The sequence below is a fragment of the Streptomyces millisiae genome (assembly GCF_031845425.1).
Taxonomy (GTDB): Bacteria; Actinomycetota; Actinomycetes; order Streptomycetales; family Streptomycetaceae; genus Streptomyces; species Streptomyces millisiae.
On record NZ_JAVREM010000004.1, the window covers coordinates 299,731 to 321,736 of the forward strand.

At 74.3% G+C, this 22,006-nt stretch carries 18 protein-coding genes and 1 tRNA gene; 9 read left to right on the plus strand and 10 right to left on the minus strand.

What is annotated here, in order from left to right; translation table 11 throughout:
• Window positions 1-13: 13 nt before the first annotated feature.
• Window positions 14-766, plus strand: a complete 753-nt coding sequence (locus RNC47_RS07295) for an SDR family NAD(P)-dependent oxidoreductase (protein ID WP_311596593.1) — start codon at window positions 14-16, stop codon at window positions 764-766.
• Here the strand turns inward: RNC47_RS07295 and RNC47_RS07300 are convergent.
• From RNC47_RS07300 to RNC47_RS07340, 9 genes are all read right to left on the minus strand, one after another.
• Complete coding sequence (locus tag RNC47_RS07300; protein ID WP_311596595.1) at window positions 763-1,587, minus strand: YveK family protein; 825 nt, start codon at window positions 1,585-1,587, stop codon at window positions 763-765. The genes RNC47_RS07295 and RNC47_RS07300 overlap by 4 nt on opposite strands.
• Complete coding sequence (locus RNC47_RS07305; protein ID WP_311596597.1) at window positions 1,587-2,675, minus strand: glycosyltransferase; 1,089 nt, start codon at window positions 2,673-2,675, stop codon at window positions 1,587-1,589. Before RNC47_RS07305 ends, RNC47_RS07300 begins: the two co-directional genes overlap by 1 nt.
• Complete coding sequence (locus tag RNC47_RS07310; RefSeq protein ID WP_311596599.1) at window positions 2,672-3,430, minus strand: polysaccharide deacetylase family protein; 759 nt, start codon at window positions 3,428-3,430, stop codon at window positions 2,672-2,674. The genes RNC47_RS07305 and RNC47_RS07310 overlap by 4 nt, the downstream gene beginning before the upstream one ends.
• Entirely contained in the window at window positions 3,420-5,813 is a 2,394-nt protein-coding gene (locus RNC47_RS07315) for a lipid II flippase MurJ (protein WP_311596601.1), read from the minus strand. Before RNC47_RS07315 ends, RNC47_RS07310 begins: the two co-directional genes overlap by 11 nt.
• Entirely contained in the window at window positions 5,810-7,174 is a 1,365-nt protein-coding gene (locus RNC47_RS07320) for an O-antigen ligase family protein (protein WP_311596603.1), read from the minus strand. Before RNC47_RS07320 ends, RNC47_RS07315 begins: the two co-directional genes overlap by 4 nt.
• Window positions 7,174-8,661 carry an exopolysaccharide biosynthesis polyprenyl glycosylphosphotransferase gene (locus RNC47_RS07325; RefSeq protein ID WP_311596605.1) on the minus strand — a complete coding sequence of 496 codons (1,488 nt, stop codon included), beginning with the start codon at window positions 8,659-8,661 and terminating at the stop codon, window positions 7,174-7,176. Before RNC47_RS07325 ends, RNC47_RS07320 begins: the two co-directional genes overlap by 1 nt.
• Entirely contained in the window at window positions 8,658-9,863 is a 1,206-nt protein-coding gene (locus tag RNC47_RS07330; protein ID WP_311596607.1) for a glycosyltransferase, read from the minus strand. Before RNC47_RS07330 ends, RNC47_RS07325 begins: the two co-directional genes overlap by 4 nt.
• A 63-nt stretch (window positions 9,864-9,926) precedes the next feature.
• Window positions 9,927-11,000 carry a DUF3344 domain-containing protein gene (locus RNC47_RS07335; protein ID WP_311596609.1) on the minus strand — a complete coding sequence of 358 codons (1,074 nt, stop codon included), beginning with the start codon at window positions 10,998-11,000 and terminating at the stop codon, window positions 9,927-9,929.
• Window positions 11,001-11,230: 230 nt separating this feature from the next.
• A tRNA-Leu gene (locus RNC47_RS07340) sits at window positions 11,231-11,314 on the minus strand.
• A gap of 261 nt (window positions 11,315-11,575) precedes the next feature.
• Between RNC47_RS07340 and RNC47_RS07345 the strand changes: the two genes are divergently transcribed.
• The 6 genes from RNC47_RS07345 (at window position 11,576) to pknB (ending at window position 19,580) form a co-directional block, all read left to right on the plus strand.
• Complete coding sequence (locus RNC47_RS07345) at window positions 11,576-12,373, plus strand: DUF3662 and FHA domain-containing protein (RefSeq protein ID WP_311596611.1); 798 nt, start codon at window positions 11,576-11,578, stop codon at window positions 12,371-12,373.
• A gap of 11 nt (window positions 12,374-12,384) precedes the next feature.
• Window positions 12,385-12,897, plus strand: coding sequence for an FHA domain-containing protein FhaB/FipA (locus RNC47_RS07350; protein ID WP_311596613.1), 513 nt, complete (start codon window positions 12,385-12,387; stop codon window positions 12,895-12,897).
• Window positions 12,898-12,934: 37 nt separating this feature from the next.
• Window positions 12,935-14,347: a PP2C family protein-serine/threonine phosphatase gene (locus RNC47_RS07355; protein ID WP_311596614.1), complete on the plus strand. Its 1,413-nt coding sequence runs from the start codon at window positions 12,935-12,937 to the stop codon at window positions 14,345-14,347.
• Between the two features lie 67 nt (window positions 14,348-14,414).
• Window positions 14,415-15,821: an FtsW/RodA/SpoVE family cell cycle protein gene (locus RNC47_RS07360; protein ID WP_311596616.1), complete on the plus strand. Its 1,407-nt coding sequence runs from the start codon at window positions 14,415-14,417 to the stop codon at window positions 15,819-15,821.
• Window positions 15,818-17,311: a penicillin-binding transpeptidase domain-containing protein gene (locus tag RNC47_RS07365; RefSeq protein ID WP_311596617.1), complete on the plus strand. Its 1,494-nt coding sequence runs from the start codon at window positions 15,818-15,820 to the stop codon at window positions 17,309-17,311. Before RNC47_RS07360 ends, RNC47_RS07365 begins: the two co-directional genes overlap by 4 nt.
• Window positions 17,312-17,570: 259 nt before the next feature.
• Entirely contained in the window at window positions 17,571-19,580 is a 2,010-nt protein-coding gene (pknB, locus tag RNC47_RS07370) for a Stk1 family PASTA domain-containing Ser/Thr kinase (RefSeq protein ID WP_311596618.1), read from the plus strand.
• A gap of 69 nt (window positions 19,581-19,649) precedes the next feature.
• Here pknB and RNC47_RS07375 read toward each other — a convergent pair whose 3' ends face one another.
• On the minus strand, window positions 19,650-20,123 hold the full coding sequence (locus tag RNC47_RS07375) for a DUF5324 family protein (protein ID WP_311596619.1): 474 nt from the start codon (window positions 20,121-20,123) through the stop codon (window positions 19,650-19,652).
• Between the two features lie 181 nt (window positions 20,124-20,304).
• Here RNC47_RS07375 and RNC47_RS07380 point away from each other — a divergent pair, with 181 nt between their 5' ends.
• Both RNC47_RS07380 and RNC47_RS07385 read left to right on the plus strand, forming a co-directional pair.
• Entirely contained in the window at window positions 20,305-20,838 is a 534-nt protein-coding gene (locus RNC47_RS07380; RefSeq protein WP_311596620.1) for a peptidylprolyl isomerase, read from the plus strand.
• 115 nt (window positions 20,839-20,953) lie between these two features.
• Window positions 20,954-21,838, plus strand: coding sequence for a rhomboid family intramembrane serine protease (locus RNC47_RS07385; RefSeq protein ID WP_311596622.1), 885 nt, complete (start codon window positions 20,954-20,956; stop codon window positions 21,836-21,838).
• The last annotated feature ends 168 nt before the right edge of the window (window positions 21,839-22,006 follow it).

The following is a 22,006-nucleotide window of genomic DNA, read 5'->3' on the forward strand; positions in this document are numbered from 1 at the left end:
TACGGTCAGCGCCATGGCAGGACGCACAGTGGTGATCAGCGGGGGCGGCACGGGAATCGGCCTCGCGACGGCGCGCGCCTTCGCGCGGGACGGTGACACGACGGTACTGATCGGCCGGCGCCGGGAGGTCCTGGACCGGGCGGCGGCCGAACTGCCGGACGCGGTGCCGCTCGCCGCCGACCTGACCGAGCCGGCCCAGGTCGCGCGGGTCGCCGCCGAGATCGGTGACCGCTTCGGCACGGTGGACGTGCTGGTGCACAACGCCGGCGGCAACGGCAACCTCGAACCCGGGCCGCCGGACGACACGGAGCCGCTCGCCGCGACGGCGCACCAGTGGGCCGTGAACTTCCGCACCAACACGCTGACGGCGGTGCTGCTCACCGAGGCGCTCAAGGACCGGCTCGCCTCGCCCGGCGGCCGGCTGCTCTTCCTCAGCTCCATCGCCGCCCACCGGGGCTCGGGCTCCAGCGGCTACGGCGCGAGCAAGGCGGCGCTCCACCCGTACGCGTTCGCGCTGGCCCGCGAGCTCGGCCCGCGGGGCGTGACGGTGAACGTGGTGGCGCCGGGCTTCATCGACGACACCGAGTTCTTCGGCCCGAGCATCCCCGAGGAGCGGCGCCGGGCACTGATCGCCGAGACGGCCAACGGCCGGGCCGGCGAGCCGGGCGACGTGGCGGAGACGCTGCACTGGCTCGCCTCGCACGCGGCCGGCCATGTGACGGCCCAGGTCATCGCCGTCAACGGCGGCGCGGAGCGGGGTCGCTAGCCGCTGGGCACGGCCGGTGCGGGGTCGTTCTTCACCGGCAGTGGGGCGTCGCCACCCACGGGTGTGCCGGCCTCGCCCGGGCAGCGGGCGGCCGGCACGGGCTCCGCCGCCGAGGGGCACGCGCCGACCGGCTTGAACACGCAGACCGGTAGGAACACCTGCGCCTGCGGCACCTCGGCCAGGGCCGGTTCACCGGCCGCCACCGCCCGCTCGGCCGGCACGGACTCGTCGCGCTGACCCGGCTCCTCCGTCGGGGCCGGTTCGCCCGCCGGGGCAGGACGGCCGGCGGCCGGGGCCCGGGCGAGGTGGATGACGGTGCCGAGGAGGGCACCGGCGCACGTGCCCACGGCCAGGGAGAGCAGCGGCGCGGGGGAGACCGGCGTGGCCGGCGCCCGGGCCGGCATCAGCTCGACCAGTTCGGCGGCCGTCTCGGGCTCCGCCTCCGCCGCGTAGCCGATCAGGGCGCGCGCCACCGCGTTGGCGGCCCCGGCCGCCGCCTCCGCGCCCGGCGCGCGTCCCGTGATCTCGATCACCGGCGCGTCCGGCGACGTCGCCGCCCGCACCCGGCCGCGCAGTTCGGCCGCCGAGCCGCCGGCCTCCTCCCGGGCCGCGTCCAGCACCGCCTCGCTGGTCGCCATCCGCCCGTACGACTGGGCGAAGCCCACCGCCGCCGCCGGGTCGGCCTCCCCCGCCGCCCGCACCACCACATAGCCACTGGCCGCGTACTCGCGCTCGGCCAGCAGCGCGTACCCGGCGCCGAGCAGCGCGCCGAGCAGCACCGGAAGCGCGAACGGCCACCAGCGGGCCAGGACCCGTCGCATCAGCGACGCACCTCCTCGTAGACGGTCATCAGCTGCGCCACGGCCCGGTCGATGTCGTAGCGCCGCACCACCTCGGGCACCGGCAGCCGCCGCACACCGAGCGCCAGCTCGGCGCGGAGCGCCCTGGCCAGGTCGGGCACGGTGGCCTCCACGCGCCGCGCGCCCGGGGCCTCCTGACGCGGCAGTTCGTCCACCGCCGGGCAGCTGACGTGCAGCACCGGCAGCCCGGCGGCCAGCGCCTCGAGCACCGCGAGGCCGAACGTCTCCTCGGTGGACGGCGAGACGAACAGGTCGAAGGCCGACAGCAGCCCCGGCATGTCGGGCCACTCGCCGACCAGCGCCACCCGTCCCGTCATGCCCAGCCGCGCCGTGAGCCGGCGCAGCCCCGCCCGTTCCGGGCCGGCGCCGGCCAGCACCAGCCAGACGTGCTCCGGCAGCTCCGCGACGGCCCGCAGCAGCACGTCGAAGCGTTTCTCCGGCACCAGGCGGCCGACCCCGCCCACCACCACGGCGCCCTCCGGCAGCCCGAGCCTGGCCCGGACCGCCGCCCGCGCCTCCTCGTCGAAGGCGAAGGTGGCCGGCTCGATGCCGTTGGGCACGACGTGGATCCGGTTCGCCGGCACGCCCCAGTCCCGCAGCCGGCCGGCGACCGTGCCGGAAACCGCGACCGTCGCCGCGCCGAGCCGCTCGGCAGCCAGATAGAGCGCGCGGGTGGCGGGCGTCAGCGGCCGGCCCTCGATGCGGTGGGCGCCGAGCGAGTGCTCGGTGGCGACCACGGTCCGCACGCCGGCCAGCCGCGCGGCGAGCCGGCCGTAGACGCAGGCCCGGTAGAGGTGGGTGTGGACCAGGTCGTAGTCGCCGCCCCTGATGAGCCGCACCAGCCTGGGCAGCGCCCCGACGTCGCGGTTGCCGCGCATCCCGAGGTCGGTGACGGCGACCCCGTCGGCCCGCAGTTCGGCCGCGACGGGGCCGGCGTTGGTGAGGGTGACCACGTCGCAGGCGAGCGGCAGCCGGCGCAGCAGGGACCGCAGCTGGCGCTCGGCGCCGCCGACGCCGAGCCCGGTGATGACATGCAGCGCGCGCTTCAACGGGCCACCGCTCCGGCCGGCGGTGCCTCGAGCCGGACGCCGCGACGGCGCAGCGGGTGCAGCCGCCGCTTGAGGCGCATCCGCAGCGGCCCGTCGGACTCGCCCATGTGGATCCTGGGCAGCGCGTAACGGCCGGTCAGCGAGCCGGGCTTGACGGCGCAGGCGTAGGAGTAGCCGGCGGCCCGCACGGCGTCGGCGACCCGGGTGTCCACGGCGCCGTAGGGGTAGCAGAACCCGGCCACCGAGCGGCCGGTGATCTCGCGCAGCAGGTCCCGGCTGTGGGTGATCTCGCGTTCGAGCGCGGCGTCGTCGAGGCTGGTCAGCGCGAGGTGCCGCAGGCCGTGCGAGCCGATCTCCATGCCGGCCGCCGCGGCGGCCCTGATGCCGTCGGCGTTGAGCAGCCGCTTGCGCGGGCCGTCCGCGTCCCAGGCGTTGCTGCCGTGCAGGCGGCCGGGGAGCGCGAAGACGGTGGCGGTGCAGTTGTGACCGCGCAGCAGCGGGACGGCGTAGTCGAGGAAGTCCTTGTAGCCGTCGTCGAAGGTCAGCCCGACCAGCCGCTCGGCCCGGCCGACCTCGTGGGCGCGCAGCAGCTCGCTCACCGACACGCCGCGCAGCCCGCGGCGGCGCAGCCACGCCAGCTGTTGGTAGAGGCGGTCCGGGGTGACGGTGATGCGGTACGGGTCGGGGCTGGTGTAGGCCACGGAGTGGTACATGAACAGCCACAGCGGCGCGGGGGCGTTGGCGTCATGGGCCATGGGTGAGGTGCCTCCTGGTGAGAGCGGACGGGAGACGGGCGAGTCCGGGAAGTCGGGCGAGCAGCTCGCGGGCCTCGGGCACGCGCAGCGCGTGCGCCGCGGCGGCGAACACGGCGGGCACGAGGAGGGCGCCGGCGGCGAGCGCGGCGGGCGCGGGCAGGGTCGCCGCCGCGTCGGCGGCCGCCCAGCCGGCGGCGGTGGCGACGGTGGCGGCCAGCGCGAGGCGGCCGACGCGGCCGAGGACGCGGCGGGGTTCGACGGGGATGGTGCGGGTCGCGAGTCCGTGCAGCAGCAGCGCCGCGGTGACGGTGATGCCGGCCGCGTTGGCGGCGGCGATGCCGGCGGCGCCCCAGCGGGGCGTGGCGACCAGGCCGCCGCCCACGGTGACCAGCAGCCCGGCGGCCATGGCGGCGAACGGGAACCAGGTGGGCCTGGCGGCCGAGAAGAACGGCCTGACCAGCGCGCCGGTGAGGGTGTGGCCCAGCAGGCCGACGGCGTACACCCGCATCACGGCGGCGGTGGCCGCGGTGTCCTGCGCGTCGAACGCGCCGCGCTGGAAGAGGAGTTCGATGATCCGCGGGGCGTGGGCGACGACGTAGGCGGCGCCGACCAGCACCACGACGGCGGCCACCACGAGATCGCGCTCGACGCGCAGCCTGGCCCCCGCCAGATCCCCCCGGGCGACCGCGCCGGCGACCATGGGGAGCGTGACGGTGCAGACCATCATGGCCAGCACCATCGGCAACTGGGCCACCTTCTGGGCGTAGTTGAGCCACGAGATGGCCCCGGACGGCAACGACGAGGCGAGAAACCGCTCGACCAGCACCTGCGCCTGCCGACTCAACGCGAACAGCACCACCGGCACCACGAGCTGGCCTGGCGGCCTGAGCGCCTCGAAGGTTCCTCCGGCAGGCCGCTCCCGGAGGCGGGCGGCCACGGCCGAGCTCCGCTCGACGGGCAACCGCGAGGCCGCCCCCGGCGGCGCCGTGCCGGAGTCGCGAACGCCGGCGGATTCGCCACCAGCCGACCCCGCACCGCCCCCCGGCAAGCCCACCACAGACGACCGCGCGCCAGCGCCGATGACTTCACCGCCTGCCGGCAAACCCGCCGCAGACGGCACGCAGCACCCGGCCACCGACCGCTCCGGCGCGCCAGCGCCGGCGCCTTCGGCACTCCCTGTCCCTCGCTCGCTGAGCCCCCCGCCGCCGCCCTCACGGAGGTAGGCGACCGCGGACGAGCTCCGCTCGACGGGCAGCCGCGAGGCCGCCCCCGGCGGCGCCGTGCCGGAGTCGCGAACGCCGCCGGATTCGCCACCAGCCGACCCCGCACCGCCCCCCGGCAAGCCCACCACAGACGGCGCGCAGCGCCCTGCCACCGACCGCTCCGGCGCGCCAGTGCCGGTGCCTTCGGCACTCCCTGTCCCTCGACCGCCGAGCCTCCCGGCGCCCCCCGTCGCAGGCGGCACGCAGCGCCCGGCCACCGACCGCTCCGGCGCGCCAGCGCCATCGGTGTCGCCCGCCGGCAGGCCCGCCGCAGGCGACCGCGCGTCGGCGCCGTCCGCCGGCAGGCGCACCGCACCCGGCGCACGGGCGCCGGCAGGTCCGCACCGGCCCGCCGCAGGCGGCGCGCGGTACCCGGCCACCGGCCGCTCCGGCGCGCCAGCGCCGTCGGCGTCGCCCGCCGGGAGGCGTGTGGTCTCGGTGGCCGGAGGGCGGTGGGTGGTGGGGGTCGCCTTCTGACCGGGCGCCGGCAGGCGCAGCCGGTGGAGGAAGAAGGGGAGTTGCAGCAGAACCATCAGCAGGCCGCCGAGGGCGACGCCGGTGGCCGCGGCGCGGATGCCGTAGGTGGTGTGGAGGAGCAGCGCCGTGGCGACGATGCCGACGTTGTAGGCGACGTAGATCGCCGCCGGCGGCAGGAAGTCGCGGTGGGCGCGGAGCGCCGCACTGAGGTATCCGGCCAGTCCGAAGGTGAGGATCGTCACTGCCGTCAGCCGGGTGCAGTCGACCGCGAGGTCCCGCTCGGCGAGGCCGGGGGCGAGGAGCTGGACGAGCAGCGGCGCCCCCGCCGCCAGGGCGGCGCTCGCCGCGGCGAGCGCGAGCAGCAGCCTCGGCAGCGTGGCCGCGACCAGCGCCCGCGGCGACCGGGCGCCGCCGCTGGCCAGGGCCAGGCTGAAGGCCGGCACCAGGACCAGCGCCATCGCCTCCTCGATCAGCAGCGTGGCGGCGAACTCCGGCACGGTCCAGGCGACCAGGAACGCGTCCGTCGCGCCGCCGGCTCCGTAGAGCGTCGCGATGATCTGGTCCCGCAGCAGCCCGCACAGCGCGCCGGCCGCGGTCAGCGCCGCGGTGAGGCCGGCGGCCCGGGCCACGAAGCGTTCGCTCACGTCGGCCCCCGCTCCTCGACCGCCGCCGGGGAGAGCGCCCACCAGGCGGTGAGGCCCAGGGCGACGGCGGTCAGCACGGTGGTGGGGCCGCCGATGTCGGCGTACAGGAAGTTGACGAGCTGCCAGACGAGGAGTCCGACGGCGGCCAGGCCGGCCGCACTCGGCCGGCCGTCGCCGGCCCGCCGGGCCCGGCGCAGGGCGAGGACCAGCAGCGCTGCCCAGCAGCCGAGGACCGTCGCCGCGCCGAGCAGGCCGATCTCGCTGAGCAGCAGCAGGTACATGTTGTGCGGGGAGAGCAGCTCCTGGCGTTGGAACGCGGCGCCGGCGCCGCCGGTGTCGCTGCCGGCGGAGAGCGCGAGCGGCGCGTAGCTGTCGCGGTGGTCGGCGAAGCCGCGCGGTCCGGTGCCGGTCCACGGGTGGTCCTGCCACATGCCGAGGGCCGCCTCCCACATGGCGTACCGGTCGACGACCGACTGGTCGGGGGTGCCGGTGACGTCGCCGATGCTGCTGAGCCGGTCCGCGACCATGCCGGAGCCGAGCGCGGCCCCACCCACCAGCAGCGCACCGGCGGCCAGCAGGGCGAGCAGCGTGCGCCGGGCGCGTCGTCCCGAGCCGAACGCGGCGAGCAGGACCACGGTGAGCACGGCCACGCCGCTGGCCAGCCAGGCGCCCCGGCTGAACGAGACGGCGAGCGGCAGGGTGAGGAGCGCGGCGCAGCCGAGCGTGCCGGGGCGCCACCAGCGCGGGGCGGTGCGGTGGGCGGCCAGGCCGAGGCAGAGGGCGGTGACCAGGCCGTGGGAGACGGTGGCGGCCATGGCCATGATGTGGAGCGGGCCGAAGGTGCCGACGGCGCGGACGTTCTGGCCCATGTAGGAGGCGCCCGAGCCGGTGGCGTACTGCCAGCAGCCGAGCGCGCCCTGGGCCAGCGCGAGCAGCACGAGCGCGCCGGCGACGAGCCGGAAGTCCCGGGCGTCGCGCAGCAGCAGCACCAGGCAGAGCGGCACCACCACGAAGGTCTGGAGGAGGCGCAGCAGTCCCGGCAGGGCGGCGGTCGGGTCGGCGGCGGTGACGGTGGCGACGGCGAAAGCGAGGATCGGGGCGCCGAGCAGCACCGCGGCGCGCCGTGGCAGCGGCGGCCGCCGGCCGCGGGCCAGCAGCGCCGCGCAGCAGCCGGCGAGCGCCACCGAGGCCAGGTCGGCCGGCGTGGCGGTGGAGCCGGCCAGGCTGAGGCCGCCGACCGGCACGGCCAGCAGCAGCACGGTGGCCAGCAGCGGCAGCAGCCGCCAACGCCCGGCCGGCGTGGCGGGGACGAGCGCGGGCACCCGGCGCGCGGGCGCGGTGGTCGCGGTGGTCGCGGGCATCAGCTGCCTCCGAGGCGGAGGCAGGCGGCGGCGGTCCGCAGCATGATGCGGATGTCCTGCCAGAGCGACCAGGTCTCGATGTAGAGGTTGTCGAAGCGGGTGCGGTCCTCGATGGAGGTGTCGCCGCGCAGGCCGCTGACCTGGGCGAGGCCGGTGAGCCCGACGGGCATCCGGTGGCGGTCCGCGTAGCCGGGGTAGACCCGGCTGAACCGCTCGACGAAGTGCGGTCGTTCGGGGCGCGGGCCGACCAGGCTCATGTCGCCGCGCAGCACGTTCCACAGCTGCGGGAGTTCGTCGAGCGAGGTGCGGCGCAGCAGCCGCCCCACCGGGGACATCCGGCCGTCCTGGCTGATGTTCCAGCGGGTGGCGGCCTCCCGCTCGTCGGCCGGGCGCAGGCTGCGGAACTTGAGGATGACGAACGGCCGGCCGTCCTCGCCGATCCGCTCCTGCCGGAAGATCACGCCTGGCCCGTCGGCGATCCGGACGGCGAGGGCGCACAGCAGCAGCAGCGGGGCCACGGCGACCAGGGCCGTGCCGGCGACGACGACGTCGAGGCCGCGTTTGCCCCAGCGGGCGACCCGCTGGCGGCGCGGCGGGTCGAGGCGGCGGCAGGTGTAGCCCCACAGGTGGCTCTCGCGCGGCGCGCCGGGGCCGCGGGCGGCGGCCGGGGCGGGCTCGATCCACCAGACGGCGCAGCCGCGTTCCCAGAAGAGCCGCAGCAGTCGGCGCTGGGGCTGCCGGGCGAAGACGACGTGCCGGACGCCGCCCGGCGGCACCGCCCGGCCGAGGTCGTCGCCGAGCGGCAGCACGGGCAGCCGGGTGCGCTCGGGCAGCCGTCCCGGCACCGGGCCGACGAGGGCGACGGGGCGCATGCCGAACTCGAGGTGCTGGGCGAGCATGGCGGCGACGCGCTGGGCGTGCGGGCCGGTGCCGACGATCAGCGTGGGGCGCGGGCAGCGGCGCGCGGCCCGACGGCGGGTGGCGTGGACGGTGCCGCGCGCCGCGACGGCGAGCAGGGTCTGGGCGGAGACCAGGGCGAGGGTCCTGGTGGGCTCGTGCCGCTCGGCGAAGAGCGCGGCGGCGGCGCACCAGGCGACGGCCGAGTGGCCGAGCAGCGGCGGGAGTTCGTCGAGGGCGCCGCCGGAGAGGGTGGGCCGGTACAGGCCGCGGGCCCGGTTGAGCGCCGCGAAGACGGCGCCCACGAGGGCCAGGGAGAGCAGCGCGAGGGCGGCGGGCTGGCGGGCTGGGCCGGCCACCACCGGCGCCGCGGCGGCGGCCAGCGCGTCGCCGGCGAGCAGCCAGCGGGCGCCGCCAGCCGGGCCCCGCCGGCCCGCGCCGCGGCGTCGCGGCGGCTGGCCGGCCGCCAGCGGCCCGCGGGGCTGGACGACGGCGGTCCTGGTCCCCGCGGTCGCCGTGCCGGCGCTCGCCGCGGCGCCGGCCTGCCCGGCCTGCCCGGTCCTGACGGTGGCGGTTCCCTCGATGGTCATCGCCGCGCGCGCTCCCCACCGTCCTCGGCGAGGGGCGGGGCGCCGGCCGCCGGTCTCGGCACGGCGTCCGGCAACTCGCGCGGCCCCGGCGGCAGCAGCTCCCGGTAGAGCCGGAGGCAGGCGGCGGCCGTCAGCCGGACGTCGTGGCCGGCCCTGACGTGCTCGCGGGCCACCCGGCCGAGGGCCCGGCGGCGGTCGGGGGCCTCGAGCAGCGCGGTGACGGCGCGGGCCAGGGCCGAGGGGTCCTCGGGCGGCACCAGGCAGTGCGCGGCCGAGCCCGCCGGCAGGCTCTCGCGGGCGCCGCCGACGTCGGTGAGCACCACGGGCCGGCCCACGGCCATCGCCTCCAGCGGTGCCAGGGCCATGCCCTCCCAGCGGGACGGCTGTACGACCAGGTCGGCGGCCGTGTACCAGGGCAGGGGGTCGTCGATGTGGCCGGTGAAGAGCACCCCGGCGCCGGCCGCGCGGCGCAGCACGGCCCGGTCCTGGCCGTCGCCGAGCAGCGCAAGACGGGCGGTGGGGAAACGATCAAGCACGCGGGGCCAGGCCCGCAGCAGCAGGTCCTGGCCCTTCTGTGGGCAGAGCCGGCCGACGCACACCACGAGCGGTGCGCGCGGCGGCAGGGCGTGCACGGCGGCCAGCGCGGCGCGCGCCCCGCGCCGTGCCGCCCCGTCGGCGGCCGGGTAGCGGTCGAGGTCGACGCCGTTGGGGATGACGGCGTGCCGGGTGACGATCCCGGCCCGCTCGGCGCGCCGCCGCTCCTCCTCGCTGACGCACAGCACCCGGTGGGCCCAGCGGGCCGCGTGCCGCTCCCAGCGGGTGGCCAGGGCGGCGCCGATCCCGGTGACCGCCTGGAACGACCAGGCGTGCGGCTGGAAGACGGTGGGCAGCCGGCCACGCAGCGCGAGTCGCCCGGCGAGCCCGGCCTTGGCGCTGTGCAGGTGGACGAGGTCGGGGGCGGCCCGGCGGATGGCGCGGACCGCGAAGGCGACCTCCCACGGCAGGTTGGGCCCGGGGGCGCGCTCGGCGTGCCAGTGCCGGACGTCGGCCCCGGCGGCCGCGGCGGCCCGGCCGAGCTCGCCGCCGGACGGGCAGAGCAGGGTGGCGCGGATCCCGGCCCGGGTCTGGGCGCGGACCAGGTCGGTGACGACCCGGGCGACGCCGCCGTCCACGGGCTGGGCGAGGTGCACTACGGTCAGCACGCTTCCGTCCTTGCGGGCTTGGAACTTGCGAGCTTCGAACGTGGGCGGACGTGGGCCCGCGGCTCAGGCGGCCGCGTCGACCTGGAGGAACACCGCCCCGAGCTGGTAGTCGTGTTCGGCGCTGCCGAAGCGCACGTCCAGGGCGCCGGCGCCGTCCGCGAGCGCGTCCGAGACGTCCAGCACGTCCGAGTCGAACCCGAGGGTGTTGGCGTGGGCCGGCTCACGCTGGGTGGCCGCCCGGCCGTGGTCGGCGATCGTGGAGTTCATCACGTCGCCGACCGGGTTCGCGTCGTCGCCGAGCAGGGCGGCCCGGCCGTCGTCGGCGCGCACGGTCACCGTGTCGCCCGAGCGCCCCGGGTCGCCGCCGCCGGCCACCACGCCCAGGCTGCCGTGGCCGCCCGCCGCCGCCGCCAGCTCGGGAATCCGCACGTCGGCGACGGCACCGTCCCCGTCCACCGGGACGAACCCGTCCCACAGCGTGATCTCCCGCAGCGGCTCCGCCGGGTTCTCGTAGGCCACCACGAGGGTCCAGCCGCCCCAACCGCCGGCGGCCGAATGCCCCATGGCGACGTTGATCTGGGCGACGGTCCAGTCGCCTGGCCGGCTCCACCGCACCAGCTCGGTGACGTCGGCCGAGGCGAAGAACGCGGCCTGGTCGCCGGTGTCCCGGTGTCCGATGACGGAATCCGCGAGGAGTTCCTTGTACTGGCCGCCGGGTTCCGCGATCAGCACCCGCCCGTTGTCCTCCGGCGGTTTGTGTTCGCCGACCCGGATATTGGCGCCCCAGTAAAGGCGGGCGTGGGTGACCCGGGATCCCGGGGGCAGTCGGAGTTCGGCGCGACTCGAGTTGTAGGTGTTGGGATCCGAGTCGACGTCGATGTACGCCATCTCGTACTGGCCGCCGAGCGCGGCCGCGCCTCCTTGCGCGTCCTCGCAGGTCGGGGCGGTGTCGAGCACCGCGCGACCGCAGGTGATCGCCGAATTGGCGGCCCGCACGACCCCGCCGTGCTGGACGGCGTGATATCGCTCGGCGAACGGAATGGACGACGCCTCCCCCGCGGCTGCCGAGGCGAGTGGCCGTGGACCGATGGCGAACACCGCGACCACGAGAAGACCGAACAAAGCGAGGCGGCGCATGACTCACCCTTCGACCGCGTTCTGAGGGGCCCTTTCCAGCGGGCGTTGAAAACCATGACAGAAAACAAACGGGAAATCACGTAAAACGCGCGGAGCCCGGCAGTCGGGTCGATTCCGTGATGGAAAGAAAAAATTATTAACATCTCTATGCGGGTGAGGGCGCACCACCTCACCCGCGACACAGAAGAGCCCCCGCCCCGGATCTCTCCGGGACGGGGGCTCTCCTTCGGTGCGCGAGGGGGGAGTTGAACCCCCACGCCCTTTCGGGCACTGGAACCTGAATCCAGCGCGTCTGCCTATTCCGCCACCCGCGCTCGCACCGCCGGCGGCTCCCCCTCGGGGGCGCCCACCGACATGCAAAAGGCTAACACGCCTCGCGGAGCCCTCTCACCCACGTTTCCCCTCGCCCCTGCCCGATCCCCCCGCGGATGCGCGACACTGTTCCTTGCCCGCCCCTACGATCCAGGGGTGGTGCGGTGCGCGCCGGGGAACCACCAGGTGGCCTCGCGCGTGGATACGATCAGTAAGCACTACCACGTCGCGCGCGCCAGGACACGGAGAAGGAGGTGCAGGACATGGGAGTACTGAAGCGCTTCGAGCAGCGGTTGGAAGGCCTCGTCAACGGCACCTTCGCCAAGGTCTTCAAGTCCGAGGTCCAGCCGGTGGAGATCGCCGGCGCCCTGCAGCGCGAGTGCGACAACAACGCGGCCATCTGGAACCGCGAGCGCACCGTCGTCCCCAACGACTTCATCGTCGAGCTCAGCTCGAGCGACTACCAGCGGCTCGCTCCCTACGCCAGCCAGCTCGGGGACGAGCTGGCCGGGATGGTCCGCGAGTACGCCAAGCAGCAGCGGTACACGTTCATGGGCGAGATCAAGGTCCACCTCGAGCAGTCGCCCTCCCTGGACACCGGCCTCTACCGGGTGCGCAGCCGCACCCTGGCCTCCTCCGCCTCGGCCGCCCAGGCCCCGGCCCCCCCGGCGGCCGGGCCCACCGGCCTCCCGCCGCGCCCGCCCGCCGGCCCGCCACCGATGCCGCCGCGCTCGCCCGGCGCCGCCCCGCCGCCGCCCTTCGGGCAGCAGAGCGCCGGCCGCGTCCGCCGCTGGATCGAGATCAACGGCACCCGGCACCAGATCGCCCGCCCCACCCTCGTCATCGGCCGCAGCACCGAGGCCGACGTGCGGGTGGACGACCCGGGTGTCTCGCGCAGGCACTGCGAGATCCAGGCCACCGAGCCGGCCACGGTCCGTGACCTCGGCTCCACCAACGGCATCGTGGTGGACGGGCAGCACACCAAACGCGCTACGCTCCGCGACGGCTCACGCATCGTCGTGGGCAGCACCACTGTCATCTACCGGCAAGCCGAAGGGTAAAGCGGGGGGCAATGTCAGAGCTGACCCTGACGGTCATGAGGCTGGGCTTCCTGGCCGTCCTGTGGCTGTTCGTGATCGTGGCCGTCCAGGTGATCCGCAGCGACCTCTTCGGTACCCGCGTCACCCAGCGGCCGGTCGCCCGCCGCCCCGAGCCGCAGCAGGCCCAGGCCCCGCCGCAGAGCCGCCGCGCGGCCCCGCAGCCGCGCGCCGCCGGCCGGCAGCGCCGCGGCGCCCCCACCAAGCTGGTCGTCACCGAGGGATCCCTCGCCGGCACCACTGTCGCCCTCCAGGGGCAGACCATTACGCTCGGCCGGGCACACGACTCGACCATCGTGCTGGACGACGACTACGCGTCGGGCCGGCACGCCAGGATCTATCCCGACCGGGACGGCCAGTGGATCGTGGAGGACCTCGGCTCGACCAACGGCACCTACCTGGACCGTGGTCGGCTGACCACGCCGGTGCCCATCCCGCTGGGCGCGCCGATCCGGATCGGCAAGACGGTCATCGAGTTGCGGAAGTAGGCCGACACATGACGACCGGAGGGTGGGCGAGGCGCGCATGAGCCTGTCACTGAGATTCGCCGCCGGATCCCATGTCGGGATGATCCGCGACCACAACGAGGACTCCGGCTACGCCGGCCCCCGGCTGCTGGCCATCGCCGACGGCATGGGCGGCCAGGCCGCGGGCGAGGTCGCGAGCTCCGAGGTGATCTCCACCCTGGTCCAGCTCGACGACGACATCCCGGGCTCCGACATCCTCACCTCGCTCGACGTCTCCGTGCAGCGCGCCAACAGCCAGCTGCGCGCCATGGTCCACGAGGACCCCAGGCTCGACGGCATGGGCACCACGCTCACCGCCCTGCTCTGGACCGGCCAGCGCCTCGGCGTGGTGCACGTCGGCGACTCCCGCGCCTACCTGCTGCGGGACGGCGAGCTCACCCAGATCACCCAGGACCACACCTGGGTGCAGCGCCTGGTGGACGAGGGCCGGATCACCGAGGAGGAGGCCACCACCCACCCGCAGCGCTCGCTGCTGATGCGTGCCCTCGGCAGCGCCGACCACATCGAGGCCGACCTCTCGATCCGCGAGGTCCGCCCCGGCGACCGCTACCTGCTCTGTTCCGACGGCCTCTCCGGCGTGGTCAGCGCCGACACCCTGCGCGACACGCTCGGAGCCTTCCACCCGCCCCACGACACCGTGCGCGAGCTGATCGAACTCGCGCTGCGCGGTGGCGGCCCGGACAACGTGACCTGCATCGTCGCCGACGTCCTCGACGTCGACGTCCAGGTCGGCGACACGCTCGCCCGCCAGCTCTACGACGCGCCGCAGATCGTCGGCGCCGTCGCCGAGGTGCAGACCCAGTCCACCGGCGAGACCCCCCGTACCCCGGCCGCCCGCGCCGCCGAGCTCGGCCGCCCGCCGGCCCCGCCCGCCGCGCCGGGACCGCCCACCGGCGTCTTCGGCGCGTTCACCGACGAGGACTACCTGCCGTCCAAGCGCGGCCGGGCCTGGAAGCGGTCGGCCCTGATCGTGCTCGCCCTCGCCGTGGTCGGCGGCGGCCTCTACGCCGGCTACCGCTGGACTCAGACCCAGTACTACATCGCGGCCAACGGCGACCACGTGGCGCTCTACCAGGGCATCAGCCAGCAGCTCGGGCCGCTCAGCCTGAGCAGCGTCGCGGAGGACTACCCCGACATCCAGCTCGAACTGCTGCCGACCTACAAGCGCGAACAGGTCGAGGGCACCATCTCGGCCGACAGCCTCGGCGCCGCCGAGACCCGGATCACCGAGCTGTCCGACCAGGCCGAGGCCTGCCGGCTGCTCGCCGAGCAGCGCGAGGCCGAACAGCAGCAGGACGACGCGAGCGGCGGCGACGACGGGAAGACCGACCCGGGGGAGCAGCCGCCGGCGCCCGAGGCCCCGACCATGACCGAGGAGCAGCAAGAGCTCGCCAGGCAGTGCACCACTTAGCCCGGCACCACACGGTCCGGCTTCCCCGACGCCAAGCGACGGTCAGACGAGCAGAGACGACACGACGATGAGCAGCACTAGCAACACCACAGTCTCCACCGCCGGCCCCCCGAGCCGGCGGAACACCGAGTTGGCGATGCTCGTGTTCGCGGTGGTCATCCCGGTCCTGGCCTACGCCAACGTCGGCCTCGCCAAGGACGAGTCGCTGCCCGCCGGCATGCTGGGCTACGGGCTCGGCCTCGGCCTGATGGCGGGCGTCGCCCACCTCGTGGTGCGCCGCTGGGCGCCGTACGCCGACCCGCTGATGCTGCCGATCGCCACCCTGCTCAACGGCCTCGGCCTGGTGCTGATCTGGCGCCTCGACCAGGAGCCGACGCTCACCACCGACGCCCTCGGCGGCCCGATGGCCTCGGGCCAGCTGATGTGGTCCACGGTCGGCCTGGCGCTCTTCCTGGGCGTGCTGATCCTGCTCAAGGACCACCGGATCCTCCAGCGCTACACCTACATCTCGATGGTGGTGGCGCTGCTGCTGCTGATCTCGCCCATGATCCCCGGCATCGGCGCCTCGGTGAACGGCGCCCGGATCTGGGTCACGCTGCCGGGCCTCGGCTCGCTCCAGCCGGGCGAGTTCGCCAAGATCGTGATCGTCGTCTTCTTCGCCGGCTACCTCATGGTCAAGCGGGACGCGCTGGCCCTCGCCAGCCGCCGGGTGATGGGGATCTACCTGCCGCGCGGCCGGGACCTCGGCCCGATCCTGGCGGTCTGGGCGATGAGCCTGATGATCCTGATCTTCGAGACGGACCTCGGCACCTCGCTGCTGTTCTTCGGCGCCTTCGTGATCATGCTCTACGTCGCCACCGAGCGCACCAGCTGGATCCTCTTCGGCCTGCTCCTCTCGGCCAGCGGCGCGGTCTTCGTGGCCTCGACCAACGCGCACGTCGGCGACCGCGTCGACAACTGGCTCGACCCGCTGGCCCTGGGCGCCAACGGCGGCGTCACCGAGACCGCCCAGGTCATGTACGCCTTCGGCTCGGGCGGTCTGTTCGGCTCCGGGCTCGGCCAGGGCTTCTCCCGGCTGATCGGCGGCATCGCGGCCAAGAGCGACTACATCCTGGCGACGGTCGGCGAGGAGCTGGGCCTGGCCGGGATGATGGCGGTGATCCTGCTCTACGCGCTGCTGATCGAGCGCGGCATGCGCACCGCGCTGGCCGCCCGCGACCCGTTCGGCAAGCTGCTGGCGATGGGCCTGTCCGGCGCCTTCGCGCTCCAGGTCTTCGTGGTGGCGGGCGGCGTCACCGGCGTGATCCCGCTCACCGGTATGACCATGCCGTTCCTGGCCCAGGGCGGCTCCTCGGTCATCGCCAACTGGGCGCTTATCGCCCTCCTACTGCGGATCAGTGACACTGCGAGGAAGCCCGCGCCCGCCCCGGCGCCCTCCCTCGACGCGGAACAGACTCAGGTGGTTCGAGCATGAACAAGCCCATGCGCCGGGTGGCGGTCTTCTGTGGCCTGCTCATCCTCGCCCTGCTGGTCCGGGTGAACTGGGTGCAGTTCGTCCAGGCCGACGAGCTCGCGACCGACGAGAACAACCGTCGGGTCACCATCGAGCAGTTCGCCCACCCGCGCGGCGACATCATCGTCGACGGCGAGCCGATCACCGGCTCCGTCGAGACCGACAACCCCGACTTCCGCTACGCGCGCACGTACACCGACGGCGAGATGTGGGCGCCGATCACCGGCCGCGCCTCCCAGGCCTTCGGCACGAGCATGCTGGAGGGCGTCGAGGACGGCATCCTCTCCGGCAACGACGACCGGCTGTTCTTCAACAACACCGTCGACATGTTCACCGGCGAGGAGCAGCGCGGCGGCGACGTGGTCACCACGCTCAACACGGACGCCCAGCGCGCCGCCTACGAGGGCCTGGTCGACGCGGGCCAGGGCGGCGACGCGGCCAAGGGCGCGGTCGTCGCGATGGACCCGCGGACCGGCGCCATCCTGGCCGCGGCCTCCACCCCCTCCTACGACCCGTCCACCTTCGCCGGCACCAGCGCGGAGGACCAGGAGGCGTGGGTGGCCCTCCAGCGGGAGAACAACCCGGACGACCCGATGCTCAACCGGGCGCTGCGGGCCACCTACCCGCCCGGCTCCACCTTCAAGATCGTCACGGCGGCCGCAGCCCTGGAGAACGGCGTGGTCGACGACATCGACGACGCCTCCCAGACCGAGTACCAGAACCCGTTCCGGCTGCCGGACAGCACCACCGAGATCGAGAGCCAGGCGGGGTCCGCCTGCGACGACGTCAGCCTGCGCGAGGCCCTGGTCCTCTCCTGCAACAACACCTTCCTCGGCCTCAGCAACGAGATCGGCAACGAGGAGATGATCAGCACCGCGGACGACTTCGGCTTCAACGAGGAGCACTTCGTCCCGGTCCGCGCCGACGCCAGCGTCTACCCCGAGGACAACGCCCCGCAGAACGCGATGGCCGGCATCGGCCAGGCCTCCAACCGGGCCACCCCGCTCCAGATGGCCATGGTCGCCGCCGCCGTCGCCAACAACGGCACGCTGATGGAGCCGTACATGGTGGACCGGCTGGTCGCCCCCAACCTGAGCACCGTCGAGCAGCACGAGCCGAGCGAGCTGAGCCAGCCGCTCTCCCCGGAGAACGCGCAGCTGCTCCAGGAGGCCATGGAGTCCGTGGTCAGCGAGGGCTCCTCGCGGGACGCCGCCTCGATCGACGGCGCCCGGGTCGGCGGCAAGACCGGCACCGCGCAGAACGGCGAGGGCAACGCGAACAACCCGTTCGCCTGGTTCATCTCCTACGCCATCGTGGACGGCGAGTCGCCCGTCGCCGTCGCCGTGGTGGTGGAGGACGCGGGCGCCGAGCGCGACCAGATCTCCGGCTCCCAGCTCGCCGCCCCCATCGCGGGCGACGTGATGCGGGCCGTCCTCGACAGTCAGAACTAGGGCCTGACGATGCCGTCCGGCGAAGCCCCGTGGAACTCCCGATGAACATCCGCTCGGAAACCGAAAGGGCCCTGGCACACGTCCTACACATGACCGGCCGTGTGCGCCCGGTCGTGGCGCTCTGCGATACCGGTTGGATATCGGCCGAGCACCGCCGTCCGGCGGGCCCGTCCCGGCGGGTACCGTAAGCCAGGGTTGACTACCGGAGTACAGCAGGCTCCGGCGGGCGGCCCGGGACCGAACGGAGAGGGCAGGAATCATGGAAGAGCCGCGTCGCCTCGGCGGGCGGTACGAACTGGGCCAGGTGCTGGGCCGCGGCGGCATGGCCGAGGTCTACCTCGCCCACGACACGCGTCTCGGCCGCACCGTGGCCGTCAAGACGCTCCGTGCCGACCTCGCCCGCGATCCGACGTTCCAGGCCCGCTTCCGCCGCGAGGCCCAGTCGGCCGCCTCGCTGAACCACCCGGCCATCGTCGCCGTCTACGACACCGGCGAGGACTACGTCGACGGCATCTCCATCCCCTACATCGTGATGGAGTACGTCGACGGCTCCACGCTGCGTGAGCTGCTGCACTCGGGCCGCAAGCTGCTGCCCGAGCGGGCGCTGGAGATGACGATCGGGGTGCTCCAGGCCCTCGAGTACTCCCACCGCAACGGCATCGTCCACCGGGACATCAAGCCGGCGAACGTCATGCTGACCCGCTCCGGGCAGGTCAAGGTGATGGACTTCGGCATCGCCCGCGCCATGGGCGACGCCGGCATGACGATGACGCAGACGGCCGCGGTGATCGGCACCGCCCAGTACCTCTCCCCCGAGCAGGCCAAGGGCGAGACGGTCGACGCCCGCTCCGACCTGTACTCCACCGGATGCCTGCTCTACGAGCTGCTCGCGGTGCGGCCGCCGTTCATCGGCGACTCCCCGGTGGCGGTCGCCTACCAGCACGTCCGCGAGGAGCCGCAGCCGCCCAGCGTCTTCGACCCGGAGATCACCCCCGACACCGACGCCATCGTGCTCAAGGCGCTGGTCAAGGACCCGGACTACCGCTACCAGAGCGCCGACGAGATGCGGGCCGACATCGAGGCCTCGCTCGACGGTCGCCCGGTCGCGGCCGCCGCCGCCCTGGCGGCCGCCCCCTACGGCTACGACGACCGGCCGACGACCGCGCTGCGCGCCGCCGACCCGGCGACCGCCATGATGCCGCCGGCCGGCGACCCGGGGTACAACGGCTACAACAACGGCGGCTACGACGAGTACGGCGGCCGCGCCGACCGCCGCCAGCGCCGGCGCAACACCTCGACGGTCCTGCTGGTCGTCGCCGGGATACTGGTGCTGATCGGCGCCATCTTCATCGGCCGGGCCCTGTTCGCCGGCGATCCGCCGCCCAGTTCCTCGCAGGTGCCCAACGTGGCCGGCTCGTCGGTCGACGAGGCCACGAGAGCCCTGCAGAACGCGGGCCGCTACGAGGCCGTCGAGGGCGACACCCGGCCCTGCGAGGAGGACGAGGGCCTGGTCTGCGAGACCGACCCGCCGGCCGGCACGGAGCTCGAGGAGGGCTCCGAGGTCACCCTGATCATCTCCGAGGGCCCGGCGGCCGTCGAGGTGCCCAACGTGGTCGGCGACGACTTCGACGACGCCCAGGCCGAGCTGGACGAGGCCGGCTTCGAGGTCGAGCGCGAGGACCAGGAGTCCACCGAGGAGGACCCCGGCACCGTGCTGGAGCAGGACCCGAGCGGCGGCGGCGAGGCCGAGCCGGGCTCCACGATCACCCTCACGGTGGCCGTCGAGCCGGAGGGCGTCGAGGTGCCGGACGTGGTCGGCAGGAGCTTCGACGAGGCGCAGCAGATCCTCGCGCAGGTCGGACTGACCGCGACCAGGGTCGAGCAGCCGGACGACAGCCGTCCCGAGAACCAGGTGATCCAGCAGGACCCGGGTCGCGGCGAGCGGGTCGCCGACGGCGGGGTGGTGCAGCTGATCGTGGCCGTGCCGTCCGCCACCCAGGACCCGCAGGTCCAGGTGCCCGACGTGCAGGGCAGGCCGCTGCCGGAGGCCCGGCAGATCCTGACGGACGCGGGCTTCCAGGTCCAGGTCGCGGGGCCGGACACCGACACCGCCACCGTGGTCACCACGAGCCCGGGCCCGGGCCAGCCGGCCGAGCAGGGGGCGACCATCACGGTCAACACCTTCGACCTGGGCAACGGGAACCAGGGCGCCGACGGCGGTGGGGGCGGCGACGACGGAGGCGGCGGCACCATCTTCGGCCAGGGCTGACCCCGCTACCGACCGCCGCGGTCCTCTGTTGTGACGCTCGTCAGCCCACGTCCGCCTCCGGCAGGCTGCTTACCCCGCGTCCGCCTCCGGCAGAACCTCCGTCCCCGGCGTCGGCTCGGCCAGCCAGTCGGGGTCGTTCTGCCCGTTCCACCACTTCCACGCGGCGAACGCGGCGCCGGCCACCAGGCCGACCGTCCCGAGACGCCTGACGACCATCCCCGCCGCGTGGTAGCGACGCCGGCGCCGCAGCGCGGAGCGGACGTCACCCGGGGTGACGTCGCCGCGCAGGACCGCGAGCGCCGCCTGCGACCTGGCGGCCGCCTGCCGGCTGGCCGGCCCCGCCGAGGCCATGGCGCGTCCCATCCGGGGCGCGACCTGGGTGGTGTAGCCGGTCCGCGCCTGGTCTGCGACCCACTTGGCGCGCGGACCGACGTAGGCGCCGGCCTGCTGGGCGTACCGGGACGCGTTGCGCTTCGCGCTCGCCGCGTACGGCGTCATCAGGTCGGCAGCGTGCCGGACGCCGGACTTCCCGTTGTGGCTCACGTTCTCTCCTCCTTGCTCAGCAGCGCTCTGTTGACGATCCTCGTATGCGTTTGTCCTCTTGTGCGGAAATCATTCCTGTTGTCGGGCGATACGGCACGCCTAACGGCCATCCGGGGTCACGGCGTGTCGCCGGGGCATGGCAGGATCGGGCAACGTCACTGACGTAGACGGAAGGTAAATCGTGGCTGAGCAGCTGTACGCCACTCTGAAGACCAACCTCGGCTCGATCGAGGTACTGCTCTTCCCGAACCACGCGCCCAAGACGGTCAAGAACTTCGTCGAGCTGGCCAACGGCGAGCGCGAGTGGGTCAACCCCGAGACCGGCGCCAGGACCACTGAGAAGCTCTACGACGGCACGGTCTTCCACCGGGTGATCAGCGGCTTCATGATCCAGGGCGGTGACCCGCTGGGCAACGGCACCGGCGGCCCGGGCTACAAGTTCGGGGACGAGATCCACCCCGACCTGGCCTTCACCCGCCCCTACCTGCTGGCCATGGCCAACGCCGGCCCCGGCACCAACGGCTCGCAGTTCTTCATCACCGTGGCGCCGACCACCTGGCTGACCGGCAAGCACACCATCTTCGGCGAGGTCACCTCCGACGCCGGCAAGAAGGTCGTGGACGCCATCGCCAACGCCGACACCAACCCGCGCACCGACCGGCCGCTGCAGGACGTGGTGATCGAGTCGGTCACCATCGAGAGCCGGCCGGCCTGAACCGGCGCGGAAAGCGACACCCGGGAACCATTCCGGCCCCCTGTCCGTAGGATCAGGGGGCCGGATCCGTGTCCGCGCCCCGGGAAGCGCGAGCCGGCAGGAGCGAAGGGACACCATGGCGCAGCCGTACGGACAGCCGCCCCAGCCCGCCGGCCTGCCCCGCTGCTACCGGCACGGCGACCGGGAGACGGGCATCCGCTGCACCCGCTGCGAGCGGCCGATCTGTCCCTCCTGCATGATCTCGGCGGCCGTGGGCTACCAGTGCCCCGACTGCGTGCACGGCGCCCAGGCCGCGGCCCGCGCCACCCGGCCGCGCACGCTGGCCGGCGGCACCGTGACCGCCGACTCCCGTCTGGTCACCAAGATCCTGCTGGGGATCAACCTGGCGGTCTTCGTGGCCGTGCTGGTCGGCGGCGACCGGCTGGTCGAGGACCTGGGGATGCTGGGTCATGCGATAGATCCGGCCACCTTCACCTGGGTCGGCGTGGCCGACGGGCAGTGGTACCGGATGCTCACGGCCGCGTTCCTGCACCAGCAGATCTGGCACATCGCGTTCAACATGATGGCCCTGTGGTTCCTCGGGCCGCCCCTAGAGGCGGCGCTCGGCCGGGTGCGGTTCGTCGCGCTCTACCTGATCTCGGCGCTGGCCGGATCCGCGCTCTTCTACGTGGTGGCCCCGCAGAACCAGCTCTCGCTCGGCGCCTCGGGCGCGATCTTCGGCCTCTTCGGCGCGACCGCGGTGCTCGCCAGGCGGATGCGGTACGACATGCGGCCGATCCTGGGCCTGCTCCTGGTGAACCTGCTGATCACCTTCGTGTGGTCGGGCATCGCGTGGGAGGCGCACATCGGCGGCCTGGTCGCGGGCGCGCTGGTGACCCTCGGCCTGGTGCACGCGCCGCGTGAGCGCCGCACCCTGGTCCAGGTCGGCACCTGCGTCCTGGTGCTCGCGGTGATCGCGGTGGCCTGCGTGCTCAGGACGACCGAGCTGCTGAACGCATAGCGCTGGAACGCATAGCCCTGACGAGTCGGGCAGAGTTATCCACAGGCGGCGCCGGATCGGGCGCGACCTGTGGACAACCGGCGTTTCCGCAGGCGAACGGCGGTGCGGAGGCCGTTCGGAAGCCGTACGAACGTTCCCGTGTACGGCCGGTTATCCACAGATCTTGTG